This window comes from Candidatus Avelusimicrobium sp., from assembly GCF_050873505.1.
Lineage (GTDB): Bacteria > Elusimicrobiota > Elusimicrobia > Elusimicrobiales > Elusimicrobiaceae > Avelusimicrobium.
On sequence record NZ_JBNMIY010000006.1, the window covers coordinates 1 to 15,233 of the forward strand.

Consider the following 15,233-nt stretch of genomic DNA (forward strand, 5'->3'; position numbering starts at 1 on the left):
ATTCTGAACTGGCGGCCCGCAGGGTTTTCAGAATCTACATCTTGTGTTGTTAGTTGTTGTCGTCATCCTGGAAAGCCGTAGTCCAGGATCTGTCGTTACGCTAAAAGAGGAAAACAACAGATACTGGACAAAAACCTTCCAGTATGACCTTTATTTTTATAAACAACCAACAACCCAACAGGTAGATCCTGAACTAAATTCAGGATGACCTCCTTGTTTAATAAGTGGTCGTTTCTTCTTGTCATTCCCGAAAGTCGGGCTACCCGCAGGGTTATGGGCTCTGTTGTTGTAGTTACATTTGCTGTTGTGTGTGTTGTCATTCCCGAAGGTCGTAGTCGGGAATCCGTTGTTTGTCGTGGTTGTTCTCTTACGAAACGACAGATCCCCGACTAAATTCCTCGGGGATGACAACCACGGCAAGAACGAGATCCCGGATAAAAACCTTCCGGGATGACGGCACGCTGCGCGCCGCACCTTGCAGGCCGCACCCTGCGGGCCACCCCCTGCGTACCGCACCCCTGCGATCCGCCAAAAACTACGGGATGACTACACATAAAAAGGGACAGCCTGAAAAATACAGGCCGTCCCTTAAATCACACTACTGCTAAACTAAAACTTAATTGCCGGAAGCAATCAACGCGTAGCCGTCAATATTGCCGTCGGAATTTTTGCACGCGTACACATCCCACGCCGTATCTTGGTACAGGCCGTTTTCGTGCAATAAATCCATACGCACCTGAAACGCATTGCCGGACGCGGAGTGCTCCGCGGACTTAAACATTTGCTTGGATAAATCATCGTTGCGGATGACCGCAGCGAAGAAGTCGTGCCCCAGCATATTGCCAATGCGCTTGCCCGTCGTCTGCAACAGGGCATTATTCACAAAGGTTGTCTGATAATCCAAGTCAATAATAGCGGCGGGCATTTCCACATATTCCAGCGTCCGCGCCAGCGAGCGCGAAGCCTCGCCCAACTGCTTGCCGGTTTGGCGCAATTCTATGCGCAGGCCGAGCAGCCGCGCCATAATTCCCAACAGTTCCTCTGCTCCGTCGTCAAAACTGCGGCGGGAGGCTCGGGAAGCAAAACACAGCGCGCCCTGCACCTTTCCCCCCACATACAAAGGGGCCGCAGCCAAGGAGCCGAAGTTCTTTTCCTTATGCAAACAATGCTCACAGGAAGCATTACCCAAATCCGGGAACATCACCACATTTCCATCGGGAACATCTACCAAACATTCCTCTACCGGAAATTCCATATGGCGCTCCAAATGAAAATCATTTTTAGTAACGTACACGACGTGGCTTTCCAAGCCCAATTTGCCTTGTTCAAACCGCAGAACAAGCCCCACGTCCGCCCGGAACGCCTTTAAACCAAAAGCCAATACTTTATTTACCTGGTCGGTAATAGAAAGCCCCGGTTCGCTTGTTAAATGATACAGTTCGTGTATTTGCTCGTCGTATGCGTGGGAGTTGGAAACGTCCTTTACCCACAGGACAGCCTCATCCCGCCCGGAAATGGGCGTTACGCTTGCTTCAAAGTGGCGCAGTTTATCCGGCACCGTCCACGAAAACTCAAAGTTGGAACTTACGTTAATGGATAACGATTCCTTAATAGCAAACAGCGCCCGTCCGGCGGCTTCCTCCGGCCAATATTCGGCGGGTTTTTTATCCAAAAACAGTTCCGCGGCCTGCTGGTTATTTAAATAGTCCAAGTTGGAATACACTTCCAACACCCGGCCGTTATTATCGGTTTTTAAATAGAGGCCGGGCAGGGCTTGGCGGACACTTTTTAATTCCTGCGCTTCCTTGGAATCTTTGGACATACGGTCCATTTGCTCGGACAAATCGTGCACGACCACCAAGGCCGAATCCTTGCCAGGCATATCCAGCGCAGTCAGCACGGTTTGCGCTTCAAAGGTGGTTCCGTCCTTTTTGCGCACGGGCAGTTTGAAGGATGTTTTGCCCTGTAAGGCAAGTTCCTCTTGCGCGCGTTCCAATACGGAAGTACAATATTTTTCGCCGCGGGCTTTATCATAAAACAGTTCGCCAAACATTTTATGCACCAACTCATCCTGCGAAAAACCCAACTTGTGCGCAAGCGGTTTGCCCGCCTGCTCAATGTGCCCAAAGCGGCCGTTTTCAAACATAACGGTAAAAACCACGCCGTCGGTGGCTTCCAACAGCGCATTTAACTGGGCGGAGCGTTCCTCCAAAATCTTCATAATTTGGCGGTGGAACGCCATATTGCGGAACACAAACAAATACCGTCCGTCCGTTTCTTTGATAGCAGTTAAACGCACGGCGGCGTTTTCCGGGCCGTCGCCCAGCAAAACGTGGTATTCGCGGTTTACCAAGGTGCCGTCCTGCAATAAATCCTTTAAATCCGTTTCCAAGCGTTTGCGGGATTCCTCGTCAAATACGGTGCGGATGTCCTTGCCTGTCAGTTCATCCTGCGGCTTTTGGCACAAGGACGAGAACAATTCGTTGCACACGTCAATTTGCCAAGTATCCTTGCACAGGGCATACGGTTCGCTGTTGGGCAGAACGAGCATCTCCTGCGGCGTTTTGGTAAGCACTTCGGCCACGGGCGACGCAGGCGGAGTAGGCGTTTGCGCTTTTTGGGACTCCAAGAAAACTACATAGTCGGCTTCAATGGAACCGTCCTTAGCGTCGCGCTTGTTTATCGGCACGAAACTGACGGACAGCGGCAATTTGCCCGTACCCTTCACACGGCCGGGGAACATCCGCGCGGCGCGGTCAAAATCAAAGGTATAGTTCATTTGGGCAGGCTGACCCGCGCGTAACAGTTTGCGCGCCGCCAGCGAAATAGCCGGCTTTATATAGACGTTGCGGTAGAAATTCTTGTCCGCTTCTGTAAAGTCAAATAACCCGCGGCAGGCCTCGTTCATTACGCTGATATATCCCTTATGGGTCAAAATAAACGCAGGCGTTACGCATTTTTCAAACGCGGCGCGGAAGTTGGCGCGCTCGTTTTTTACCTCGCGCAGGGTGCGGTTGGCGCCCGTTACGTCGCGCACGAAGCCCAGCACAATGCGCCGGCCCAAATAAGTGGAAGCAACGGCGGCAAATTCGGCTTCTATCTCAGCCCCGTTCTTTTTAATCATACGCAAATCAATGGCGGACGAAGCGTCATCGGCCCCGGCTACCACGGCATCGTATTTATCCTTTAAGAACAAGCGGTGGTCCTCAACCGCCAAGTCCAGCAGGGCCTTGCCCTTTACGGCGGCTAAATCGTCATACCCCAGCAAGCGGCACAAGGCGCGGTTGGCGTAGATAATTTTGCCGTCCTCCAAAATTGCAATTCCCTCGCGGGCGTTTTCCACCAGCAGGGTGTTCTTGTCGCTCGCTTCGCGGATTTGTTTTTCCATACGCGTTTTGGCGGTGATATCCTCCGACACGGAAAGCAGGCAGTTAGGCGTGCCGTCCTCGTTAAACAGCGGCGTTTTGACCGTGTGCATAATCTTTACGCCTTCGGTGGCGGTGGAAATGAGTTCCTGCGGAATATTTTGTTCGCGCTTGTTATCAAATACGCGCAAATCGGACTCGCGGATAAATTCGGCTTGGTCCTTGTTCAAATCCGCGCGGTACGAGGTTTTGCCGATAACATCCTTGGCCAGCGCGCCAAAGATTTCCTCGGCCTTTTTGTTCCACAAAATATATTTTCCCTCGTAATCCTTTACGGACAGGGAAACAGGCAAGTTGTTAATAACCGTCTGCAAGAAGTTGCGCGCATTGACGATGGCTTTTTCCTGTTCCTTCTTTTGCGTGATGTCCTCGGCCACCGACAGCACCATAAAGGGCTTCCCCTCTTTATCAAACACGGGGGCCTTGATTAAATGCAAGAGGATTTTATTCCCGCGTTTGGTGGTGTACCACTCCTCGGGAAATTCCACCATTTTGCCGTCGTGGAAGATACTGTCCTCGCGCTGGATGTAGAAGGGATCTTCCTTTTCCGGGTTTTCGTCGGGGAACAGTTCCAAGGCGCGGCGGTTTACATAGGCAATCTTTTTATCCGTTCCGCGGGCGTAAATAGCCACGGGCACTTGGTCCAGCAAGGTTTGCAGGAAATTTTTGTTTTCAATTAAGGCTTTTTCCTGCGCCTTCTTTTGCGTGATATCCTCTACGAGCGTAATCACCATATTGGGTTCGCTCTTAGCGCCTGTAATCGGCACTTTAATCATATGCAAAAGTTTCTTTTCGCCGGAGGCCAAGGCGTATTCTTCCTCCGGGATATCCAGGGTTGTGCCTTTCTTTAACAAATCGTGTTCGCGCGTGATGTACCCGCTGACTTGCGTAGGCGTTTCGTGCGGCAGGGAGCCGTCAGCCGAGAAGGCTTCCTTTTGCTCGCCAAAAATCACACAGCATTGCTTGTTGCGAAGCAGCATTGTGCCGTCCTCGCCGCGTGCATACAGCCCGATAGGCGCGTTTTGCAAAATAGCGGAAAGGATACTGTTCATACGGGAAATTTTTTCTTCCTGCTGGCGGCGTTCGGTTACGTCCTCTACAATAGAAAGCACCAGGGGCTTCGGCCCTGCATCCATAAGCGGCACCTTAATTAAGTGCAAAATACGCTTATTGCCGTGGTGGTCCACATATTCTTCTTCGGGGTAGTCTTTAATCTTCCCTTCTTTTAACACTTCCTGTTCGCGGTGGTAGTGTTCGGCCACGACATTTTTATCTTGGTACGGGTGGGCGGTGTTGACGCATTTGGCGTCCGTTTCGCCCAGGACCGTCATACTCTGCCGGTTGTAAAACGTCATTTCGTTATCGCAGTCGCGCGTGTAGAGGCCCAAGGGCACGTTATCCAATACGGCACGCAACAAGGTGCGGTTTTGCAACAGGTCCTGCTCGTAATTGCGCCGCTCGGTGCAATCTTCAAACGAGGTTAAAATAAATTGCGGTTTACCGTTTTCCCCTTTTACCAAGGTTTTGCTTACGCACAGGGCGCGTTCCTCGCCTTTGGCGGTGCGGTACGTTAATTGCACGCCCTCGCGCGGTTCCAATTTGGTGCGGACTTGCTCGTCCACGCGTTTGACGGACGGGATAATTTCCTTAGGCAAAAAGTCATAAATGCTTTTGCCCGTTACGTCCGCCGCCTTGTGGCCAAACAAGGTGGCCGCCGCGTTGTTCCACAGCGTGCAAACACCCGCAAAATTTTGCAGGGCCAGCGCGCAGGGGTATCCGTCCAAGAGTGAGGATAAAAAGTTCTTTTCCGCCGTTAATTGTTTAAAAAGCGGCACCGCCTCAAATGTAAGCATAATAAACGGAGTGGAAGCCAAATTGCTGGCCCCGGCGCTGACAAAAACAGCGTCCGCATCGCGGTTGACCAGTTGTATAACCACCTTTTTAGCCGTTTTGTCCTCCGCCATAGCACGCACCTGGGGCATCGTCAGGCCGAAGCGGTCCACCTTGGCCCCGGTCAATGCGGATACCTTGCTATGGAGCAAATTGGCCGCACTCGCGTTTGCAAAGGCAATTTTGCCTGTCGCGTCCAACAAAAGTAGAGCCGTAGGGAACTGGCTTAAAAAGGAAAACATTTCCGGCGTTAAGGTGTTAATTGCAACGGAAGGTACTTCTTTTTTGGAGAAAAAGGAAAAAAAGTTATTGGACATAAGCCCTCTTTACGTTAAAAGATGATAATACGGATATATCTTAATAAATTCCGCCCGGACTTGCAACATAAAGAGGTACGCGTGCGTACGGGATAAAACTAATTAATTTTTTTACCGGGATAAAAACCCAAATTTGCTACTATACCTGTATGAAGAAACTTTTAACCTTATGCCTGGCTCTGTGCGCGGTTTGCCTGCAAGCGGCGGACGGAAAACGCCAAACGGTGCGCGAAACCCCGCAATATTTATCCACCGACGGCGCCGCCGTGGAGGACACCTGCCCGGGCAATGATATTTTTAAACAATTCTTCTGCTCCGCCAAGGAGGAGCCGGGGTTCAAATGTTTTGACGTGTACCGAGTACAGGGCGACCCCATAGATACCGAACGTTATACCTTGCTCGTCCAAACGCTGACAACCGAAAACACCTCGGCCGAGCCCGCCTGCACCTTTGAGGGCGAATTGACCTGCGGTAACTTTTTAAAGGCGCTCAACTACAATTTATCCTTTTCGTGGTTTATTGATAATTTCCCGTCCTCGTCTTTCCCCGAGTGCGGGCAAACCTATTCCTGCACGCGCGTGTCTTGTCTGCGGGCGTTGCCCCCGTCAGCCAATGCCCCCGTGCAAGCCGCCAAACTTACCTGCGTGTTTAAAAAGAACCAAATCTACTTTTTGGGCACGCCAATCACCTGCCAAAACAAAATTTAACCCCCAAATTGCTATAATGGACGTATGATTTGGTTGCATATAAAAAGTATTTTATCCTTCCGTTTTTATCACCGCTTGGCCTTTGCCACGCGGGGACAAATGATTGCGTTCGGCATTTATCTGTTTATGCTGTCGCTGATTGTTTTTTACTTTTTTGCAGGTTCGTATATTGATAAAAACCTGCCTGTCCTGCTTAAAAACTTTCCCGAAGTTACCTTTGAAAAGGGTGTTTTAACGTCCCCTAAAAACGCGGTCAGCGTTACCGTGCCGGGAAGCGACGTAAAACTGGTATTTGACGCTTCGCGCACCACACCGCCCACACAAGCGGATATGGTAAACGGACAAATTTTAATGCTCGTTAGCGGCAACAAACTCTATATGCCCGCCGCCAACGGCGTACAAAGCCGGGAAATTCCCCCGCAACTAAACTTTGTAACCTCGCAGGACAATTTAGCCAAGCAAAAGGACACCTTGGCTTCGGCCCTTACAGCGGTGGCATTTATGTCGGCGCTTTTTGCTATTCCGTTTATAATGCTCTTTGGCTTTTGCGTGGCCGGAGCGGTCGGGATGTTTTTTAAACTTTTTACCCGCAGCGCCCTGCCGCGCAGGATTGTCTTAAAGTGGGCGTTTTTTATGCTGGGGCCGCTGTCTGCGCTGTGGTACGCGCGGCTGTATTGGAACATCCCGCTGTTTACCTTTGCCCAAATTATTTTATGCCTTATTTATATGCAACAGATTTTTAATACACTTCCCGAGGAGAAATAAATGTTAGTAAAACTTATCCGTTCTTTCAGTTCGGCCCACCGTCTGCCGCATTACGACGGTCCCTGCCACAATTTGCACGGGCACACATGGAAGGCCGTCTTTGTGATTGAGGGCGAAATCCGCCCCGACGGTATGGTCTGCGATTTTAAGGTCATCAAAAAACTATTGGACGAAAACCTGCCTGACCACCGCTTTTTAAACGATTTGGTGGAAAATCCCACCGCCGAAAACTTGGCCAATTACCTGTTCCAAAAAATTGGCGCGGAACTGGCCAAAAAGGATTTAAAATTAAAAACCTTGGAAATTTGGGAGAGCGACAATGCCGCAGCCGTTGTGGAAGGTTAGCGAAATTTTTTATTCTATCCAGGGCGAAGGGCAGCACACGGGTATGCCCGCTGTGTTTTTGCGCCTGTCCGGGTGCAGTATGAACTGCTCCTTTTGTGATACCAAATACGCCTTTGGTTCGGGCAAAGAAATGGGCAAAGACGCCCTATTAAAAGACCTTGCCCAATACCCGGCCAAGGCCGTTATTATCACGGGCGGAGAACCCACAGAGCAAGATTTGCCCGCGCTGATTGCGCTATTAAAGGCCCACGGCTACACCGTCCATTTGGAAACAAACGGCGCCAACGACTGCGACGTAAGCCAGGCGGATTTTGTTTGCGTATCGCCCAAGAAATACGTCAGCCCCGAAATGCTCAAAAAGGCGGACATTATCAAAATTGTCGTCGGCCAAGACACCGATTTAACGGATTTAAAAAAATACTATGCGTACGAAAACGCGCACACCCGTATTTATCTTCAACCCGAAAGTAACAAACAGGAGAACATTGACTTATGCGTAAAACTGCTAAAAGAACATCCCTCAGCCCGGTTAAGCCTGCAAATGCACAAACTGATAAACATCCGCTGACCGAAGAAAAGATTTTGCAAAACCTGCGCGAAATTTTAGCCTACATCGGCGACGACCCGACCCGCGAGGGGCTGTTGGAAACGCCCAAACGCATTGTGCGCAGTTGGCAGAAACTCTTTGGCGGCTACAAAATGAAGCCGCAAGACGTGTTAAAAACGTTTACCGAAGGCTCCTGCGAGGAAATGGTGGTGCTTAAAAATATTGAGTTTTACTCTACCTGCGAACACCACTTGCAGCCGTTCTTCGGCACGATAAGCATCGGCTACCTGCCCAAGGGGCGCGTGCTCGGTATTTCTAAATTGGCACGCCTGGTAGAGGTGTATGCCCGCCGCCTGCAAATCCAGGAAAAACTGGTAGCGCAAATTGCCGACAGTTTAATGGAAACCTTACAGCCCTACGGCGTAATGGTGGTATGCAAGGCCAAACATATGTGTATCAGCGCGCGCGGCATTGAAAAGCACGACGCCGTAATGGTTACGAGCGCTATCCGCGGTGCGTTCAAAAAAATGGAAGTGCGCAGCGAATTTTTGGAAATGATTAAATAGGCCCGCTTATGACAAAACCGCTTTTAATGGGAATTGTAAACGCTACGCCGGATTCGTTTTACGACGGAAACCCGCAAAATAATCTGCCCACCTTGCTGGCCAAATGCAAGGATTACGCAGACGGCGGCGTAGATATTTTTGACATCGGCGGCGAATCCACCCGCCCGAGTGCCGCCCCCGTTCCGGCGGAAGAGGAAATAAACCGCGTTTTGCCGCTTATTAAAGAGGTTCGCAAAACTTGGCCCAAAATTCCCGTTTCCTTGGATACCGTCAAAATTCCGGTGGCGTTAGAGGGATTAAAGGCGGGCGTTTCCATCATCAACGACGTAAGCGGCACGCCGGATAAGGAAATGTTTAAAATCGTCAAAGATTTCAACGCGCAAATTGTAGTAATGCACACGCGAGGCACGCCGCAGACAATGCAATCAATGACGGACTATACCGATTTATTGGGCGAAATAAAGGAATTTTTGGCCCGCAAAATTGACGAAGCCGTTTCGTGCGGAATTGCCAAGCAAAACGTGATTATTGACGTAGGCTTCGGCTTTGCCAAAACACGCGAACAAAACTACGAACTCTTAAAGCATTTATCCTTTTTTAAAGATTTAGGCGTGCGGATGCTCGTCGGCCTGTCGCGCAAAACCTTTCTCGCGCAAAAGCGCGAACTCCCCCCCAAACGCAAGGCGCAGACTTTGGCCGCCAATTTGGTAGCGTTGCAGGGCGGGGCGGACATTTTGCGCGTACACGATGTAAAGGACACGCGCAAAATTATGGACTTTTACCAAGAATTACAGGGGGCCAAATGAGCAAGGTTTATTTGACCCAATGCGGCTCCTTTACCGCGCGCCACGGACACGGCGGCACCTTGGCCGAGGCCGTTCACGCGCATCATTTCCATTACGGGGTTACCTTTTACGGCCCCACTAATGCGGAGGGCTACCTGATTGATTTCCGCCTTTTAGCGGATACCTTTCAAAAGGAAATTAACGCCAAACTAAACGGGTGCGACTTGGGCACGCTTTTAAAAAACCCCACCACCGAGGAACTGGCCGTATGGATGTACAACCGCCTAAATGCCCTATTGCCGCATTTGTTTAGCGTGAAAGTAGGCGAAGAGCCCGACCGCTGGATAGAATACAGAGGAGAAAACTAATGCCCCGCGCCGTGATTGCTTTGGGCAGCAATATTGCCCCCGCCAAGGAACACATAGACCGCGCCATTAAGGCCCTGTCCGCCGCTGGCACGGTAAAAGAAGTGGCCCCGTACATTATTTCCAAGCCGGAAGGATACTCGCACCAAGAGGATTTTATCAATACCGTACTGATTTTAAGCACGCCCTTTCAGCCGATGCCGCTTTTAAAAAAGTTAAAAGCACTTGAAAAGGAACTCGGCAGAAAGCCGACCTTTACCAACGGCCCGCGCGTGATTGACTTGGATATTTTGTTTTATGACGATTTAGTCCTATTTGAGGATGACCCGCAATATCACTTGTTTTTGCCGCATCCGCGCCTGCACGAGCGGGAATTTGTGTTAAAGCCGCTTTCGTACCTGTTGCCGGACTATGTCCACCCTAAGTTAGGTAAGCCCATTTACCGCCTGTACCGCGAGTTAATGAAAAAAAAGGGCGCACCCACTTGCCGGATTTTGTAAAATATAAGTAAAGTAGTAATACTATACACTATAAGGAGACCCCAATGAAGAAAGTAGTAACCCTGTTGGCCGCCGCTTTATTTTTAGGCGCGTGCCATTGCACCTGCACCAAAAACACCTGCAAAACCACCCAAAAGCCCGTTCAAACCCAAGCCGCTAAACCGGCCCCCAAGCAAGAACCTGCTAAACCCGCTAAAACCGTAGTGGAAGACAAAGATTTTACCGAAGTGGCCAAAGTCAACCGCAAGGCCGACCGCGTTGTGCTGACCTATAAAGAACCGATTAATTTCCGCTACAACAGCGACGAAATTGACCCCGCTTCTTTGAAGCCCATTAAACAAACCGCCCGCGCCTTGAAGAAATACCCGGACCACACCGTCCGCGTAGCCGGCTACACCGATTCCTTCGGCCCCGCCGCTTACAATATGGACCTTTCCCAGCGCCGCGCCAAAGCCGTAGCGTTGGAACTCGTTAAAGAAGGCGTACCCGCCAAGAACGTATCCTTTATCGGTTACGGCGAAGCGAACCCGATTGCCTCCAACAAAACCCGCGAAGGCCGCGCTCAAAACCGCCGCGTGGAATTGGAAATCAAATAGTTTGTTTGGGTTGTATGAAAAGCCCCGCCCCGTGCGGGGCTTTTTCGTTTTAGCCGTTAATTGCTACAATGGGATTATGCTCATCCGCATACTGCTTTTTTTGCTTTTATTTTTCCCCTTTTCCCTGGGGGCGGCGCCGCTTGACGAACTGCTCGTCCGCGCGGGCACCCCGCTGGCGCAGGAAATGGGCGAAACAAATCCCGTAGTATTTTATTTGGAGCGTCCCCGCGCACGCGGACAACTGGCCCGCTGGGACCGTCAAAAAAAGCGTTTTTACCTTTCCAAAACGGCGCTAAAAAAATGGCTCAAACAAATCCCGCACGCCGAACCTGCACTTTTGGCGCGCTGTTTGGCCCCGCTTTACGCACACGAAAAAGTTCACGCCCAAAACGATGCCCTCGCCCAAGAAAACGGCTTTATTTGGCCGCTTACACTGGGTGATGAAGTGCTGGCCACCGCCAAACAAGTGGCCTTTATGCGCCAAAGAACGACCGAACAGCCGGATTATTACCAAGCGTGCCTTTCTTTAACGCCCCAGTTGCCACGGGAAAATCAAGCCGCCACCGCACACGACTGGCCCGCCTTTGAAGCAGCCGTTTTGGCGCGCTATGCCCGCCTGCCCGTGCAAAAACTCCCCCCGCCGCCCTTAACGCCTGAATTTATCCGCCAGGCACAAACGGGCAAAATGGTTTACGGTCCGCTGACTTTCCGTGTCCGCTCCCGCGGCAAAAGCAGGGCTCAAATTTTTGCGCACGGACATCCCTGGACGTGCATTAATGCAAAAGAACTATCAAAAATGGACGAGTTTCCATTTTTTAAAACTTATTTAAAAATTTTAAACGCACAAACTGCCCAAACAAAAAAAGAATTATTAAGACGGTAATATTGCTTTTGCTTTTGCTTTTGCTTTTGCTTTTGCTTTTGCTATAATTTAATTACGTGGCGGACGCTTTTAGCGTCCGCCGCTGTATTACCCGTGAGGATGGGCTGACAGTTTGCTTCTCATTTTTGTAGGAGAAATGAAAAACAAGCCCAAGATATCCCCATACTCGCCTGGTTTTTGGAAGCATTTTGGCGTTCTTCGTTCTACCCCTCCAAAAACTTGACTTTATACAGGAGACATAATGAATCCTATTTTGCACAAAACGCTGGCACTTACGTTAAGCGCGTCTTTGTTAAACGCCTACGCTGTGCCGGCCTTTGCGGCAGAAACCATTTCTGCTGACAAAACCATTACCGGTGAAACTTTTAAAGACGAAACTGGTAATCAAATGGGTGGCGTATTTGTTTTAAACGAACCCACCGCGGCGGCTACTGGTACCCGTGGTGATATGGTTGTAAACATCAAAGACAGCCACTTTACCAACAATAGCACCTCCGCAAAGGGATATGGTGGCGCCATTTTTCAATATACGGGAACCTTGAATATTGACAATGCCACCTTTACTGGAAATACTGCCGATTGGGACGGTGGGGCCATTTCTACTGCTTATCCCAGAATTTCCAAACAACCCGACGGGGCTGGTAAATTAGTAGTCAAAAACTCTACCTTTGACTCCAACACGGCTACCGTTTATTCTGCCGGGGCTATCGGTCTTTACTCCGAGGGTGAAATTTCTAATTCCACCTTTACAAATAACAATGCTGGCGGGCACGATCCGGCAGATGCTACCGACGGTGGCGGTGCGCTTTATTTAGGTGGTTGGGCCCAAGCAACCTTAAAGGGCAACCTTTTTGAGGGCAACTCTTCCAACCGCGGCGGCGCCATTGGCACGACGGCTGGCGGAATCAGCCAATATGCCTATCTGCGCTCCACGGGGGATACCTTTAAAAATAACACGGCTACCAAATTTGGCGGTGCTATTTTTAACCAGTTTGCTACGGCCAACAACTATGTAAACGATGCTACCTTTACTGGCAACAAAGCCGATAAATATGGTGGAGCCATTTACAATAGTGGGGTATTGACCGTAAACAACAGTAATTTTACTACCAATACTGCCGATGCTGGTGGCGCTATTTTTAATGGTGGGAATATGGATATTACAAACTCCCGCTTTTCAAATAACACGGCGTCCAGTTTTGGTGGTGTATTGGTTGTATCTGATGCCAAAGCGGCAAAGGATGAGCGTGGAACGGCTGTTACCAACATTACCAATTCCGTTTTTGAAAATAACTATGCTGACGAAGGTGGCGTAATTTTTCAAAACAACGCAACTATCAAAATTGATAACTCCAAGTTCCTTAATAACAAAGCGGGTTGGATGGGTGTAATTGAGCAAGCCACGCCTTACCCGGGCCCGAAAGATTCTGCTGGTAAACTCATTATTTCTAACTCTGAATTTACAGGCAATGCGTCCGAACAATGGTCCGCAGGTGCGATTGGTGTATTTTCCGAAGCGGAAATTTCCAACACCACCTTTAACAACAACTCCATTTTAAGCGACGCTCACGCCGAAGCCCGCGACGGTGGCGGTGCTATTTATGTTGGCGGTTGGGGCCAATTAGCCGTGAAAGATTCCTCTTTCACAGGCAACAAAGGTAACCGCGGGGGCGCGATTGCCTCTACCAACGAGGGCCAAGGAACCGCAGAGGACCCGGTGGCCTATATTAAACTGGATAATGTAACCTTTGCAGATAACACCGCTTTGGATGAGGGTGGCGCGATTGCCAACTACTTAATTGGCGGCAACGGCAACCCCAACACCATTAAAAACTCCACCTTTACCGGTAACAAAGCCGGCACCAAAGGCGGCGCTATTTTCAACGCTAACAAAGCCGTGTTAAACCTGGAAGGCGACAACACCTTTGCCGATAACACCGCTAACGGCGTTGCAAACGATATTTACAACGACGGTACGTTAAATATCAATTCCGGCACCACCACTTTGGCGGGTGGTATTACGGGTAACGGCGCTTTGAACGTAAAAGGTTCGTCCGTGCTGAACCTGGGCCAAAGCACCGCGGAAGCGGACAGCATCGCCTTTGACAACGGCTCCACCTTGGCCGTGGAATTTGGCAACGATGCTATGGGCAACCTGAAAGCCCACACTATTACCATTGGTGAAAACACCAGCGACAGCGCCAAACTGCTGGTTACCTTGTCTCGCGACTTTTTGACCGATACCACGGGCATCAGCCACGAACTGACCAACGGAACCGATGTTAAAAACGGTTCCTTTGCTATGGCGGACGCGTCCAACGCGCTCTACAATGTAACCTTTGATAACAACATTGTTACCGCCGTACGCAAAACGCAGGAAGAAACCAATAAAGAAATTATCAACGCGGGCGGGAACGCCAATAACGCCAATGTTATTAACGCGTTTACCAACTCGGCGGATATGGGCTCCGATGCCGCCAACCAAACGGCCGACGTCATCAACCGCTTGGCTCAAACCGATGTTTCCGCGGCCGTAGCGGCTACCAATGCCGTCGCGCCGGAAGCGGCTTCCGCCAAACAGGTGGTACACGGTTCTATTGCGCGCGAAGTGTTCAACTCCCTGCAAACCCGTATGGACACCGCCGACAACGCGGCCCCGCAGGCCTTTGCGTTGGACGACGAACAAAAGGTTCAAAAACAAGGTTCCTACTCCGTTTGGATGCAGGGATTACTCAATAAATCGCACAAAGAAGCCACCGATACTACCGCCTTTACCGGCAGCAGCACGGGCTTGGCCTTTGGTGCTGATACCCGCGTAAATGACGATATTTTACTCGGCGCCGGCTATGCTTATACGCATACCAATGTTTCGTCCGACGGTCGCCACGACCGCATTTTGGGCGATAACTTCTTTGTCTATGGCCAATACCGCCCCAGCCGCTTCTATGTGCAAGCGTCCTTGGGTTACGGTGATTCCAAATACGAAGAAGCCAAATATCTGCCCGGCTTAAAGGTAGATGCGGATTATCACGTTAAATCCTATTCTGCCCAAGCCACCGCGGGCTATGAACTGACTGATATGCTTACCCCCACCTTGGGCTTGCGCTACATCAACCTGCAACAAGAGGGCTATAAGGATTCTGCCGACCAAGCCATTTCTGCCGAGCAAAATTCTTACCTCTCTGGCGTGTTGGGCGTAACGCTTAAAAACGAAGTGTATGCCTCGTCCGCCTTGCGCTTACTGCCGCAGTTGCACGCGGGCCTGTCGTACGATTTCGTAAGCGACAGCACTCAGGGCAACGTAGTACTGCCCAACGGGAGCAACTACACCATTTCCGGCGAACGGTTGCACCGCCTGGGTGTGGAAGCGGGTGCCTCTGTATCGGCCTACTTGTCCGATAATTGGGAAGCGCTCCTTGGCTACGAAGGCAACTTCCGCCAAGATTACAACTCCCACACGGGTACACTTAAAGTGCGCTATTTGTTCTAACGCAAGTTAAGTTTTTTCAAACCGGCCTCCTTTTTACGGGGGCCGGTTTTTT

Annotated in this window: 12 protein-coding genes; 11 read left to right on the plus strand and 1 reads right to left on the minus strand. The window is 50.4% G+C overall.

Going from position 1 to position 15,233, the window contains the following annotated elements:
- Positions 1 to 616: 616 nt before the first annotated feature.
- Complete coding sequence (locus tag ACR0QV_RS04615) at positions 617 to 5,632, minus strand: PAS domain S-box protein (protein ID WP_432634967.1); 5,016 nt, start codon at positions 5,630 to 5,632, stop codon at positions 617 to 619.
- 149 nt (positions 5,633 to 5,781) lie between these two features.
- Between ACR0QV_RS04615 and ACR0QV_RS04620 the strand changes: the two genes are divergently transcribed.
- The 11 genes from ACR0QV_RS04620 to ACR0QV_RS04670 all read left to right on the plus strand — a co-directional run bounded on the left by ACR0QV_RS04620 (position 5,782) and on the right by ACR0QV_RS04670 (position 15,181).
- Complete coding sequence (locus ACR0QV_RS04620) at positions 5,782 to 6,339, plus strand: hypothetical protein (RefSeq protein ID WP_432634969.1); 558 nt, start codon at positions 5,782 to 5,784, stop codon at positions 6,337 to 6,339.
- 24 nt (positions 6,340 to 6,363) lie between these two features.
- Positions 6,364 to 7,104 carry a DUF1189 family protein gene (locus ACR0QV_RS04625; protein ID WP_432634971.1) on the plus strand — a complete coding sequence of 247 codons (741 nt, stop codon included), beginning with the start codon at positions 6,364 to 6,366 and terminating at the stop codon, positions 7,102 to 7,104.
- Entirely contained in the window at positions 7,105 to 7,449 is a 345-nt protein-coding gene (locus tag ACR0QV_RS04630; RefSeq protein WP_428059637.1) for a 6-pyruvoyl trahydropterin synthase family protein, read from the plus strand. It abuts the gene before it with no gap.
- The gene (locus ACR0QV_RS04635; protein ID WP_432634973.1) at positions 7,424 to 8,017 is read left to right on the plus strand and encodes a 7-carboxy-7-deazaguanine synthase QueE; all 594 of its coding nucleotides are present in this window, start codon (positions 7,424 to 7,426) and stop codon (positions 8,015 to 8,017) included. The genes ACR0QV_RS04630 and ACR0QV_RS04635 overlap by 26 nt, the downstream gene beginning before the upstream one ends.
- On the plus strand, positions 7,942 to 8,562 hold the full coding sequence (folE, locus tag ACR0QV_RS04640) for a GTP cyclohydrolase I FolE (protein ID WP_428053326.1): 621 nt from the start codon (positions 7,942 to 7,944) through the stop codon (positions 8,560 to 8,562). Before ACR0QV_RS04635 ends, folE begins: the two co-directional genes overlap by 76 nt.
- Before the next feature lie 8 nt (positions 8,563 to 8,570).
- Positions 8,571 to 9,368: a dihydropteroate synthase gene (gene folP, locus ACR0QV_RS04645; protein ID WP_432634976.1), complete on the plus strand. Its 798-nt coding sequence runs from the start codon at positions 8,571 to 8,573 to the stop codon at positions 9,366 to 9,368.
- Complete coding sequence (locus ACR0QV_RS04650) at positions 9,365 to 9,715, plus strand: 6-pyruvoyl trahydropterin synthase family protein (RefSeq protein WP_432634978.1); 351 nt, start codon at positions 9,365 to 9,367, stop codon at positions 9,713 to 9,715. The genes folP and ACR0QV_RS04650 overlap by 4 nt, the downstream gene beginning before the upstream one ends.
- Entirely contained in the window at positions 9,715 to 10,212 is a 498-nt protein-coding gene (gene folK, locus ACR0QV_RS04655; RefSeq protein ID WP_428053323.1) for a 2-amino-4-hydroxy-6-hydroxymethyldihydropteridine diphosphokinase, read from the plus strand. The genes ACR0QV_RS04650 and folK overlap by 1 nt, the downstream gene beginning before the upstream one ends.
- A gap of 44 nt (positions 10,213 to 10,256) precedes the next feature.
- On the plus strand, positions 10,257 to 10,808 hold the full coding sequence (locus ACR0QV_RS04660) for an OmpA family protein (RefSeq protein ID WP_432634980.1): 552 nt from the start codon (positions 10,257 to 10,259) through the stop codon (positions 10,806 to 10,808).
- A 76-nt stretch (positions 10,809 to 10,884) separates the two neighbouring features.
- Complete coding sequence (locus ACR0QV_RS04665; protein ID WP_432634982.1) at positions 10,885 to 11,691, plus strand: hypothetical protein; 807 nt, start codon at positions 10,885 to 10,887, stop codon at positions 11,689 to 11,691.
- Positions 11,692 to 11,932: 241 nt separating this feature from the next.
- Positions 11,933 to 15,181, plus strand: coding sequence for an autotransporter domain-containing protein (locus tag ACR0QV_RS04670; protein ID WP_432634984.1), 3,249 nt, complete (start codon positions 11,933 to 11,935; stop codon positions 15,179 to 15,181).
- Positions 15,182 to 15,233: the final 52 nt, after the last annotated feature.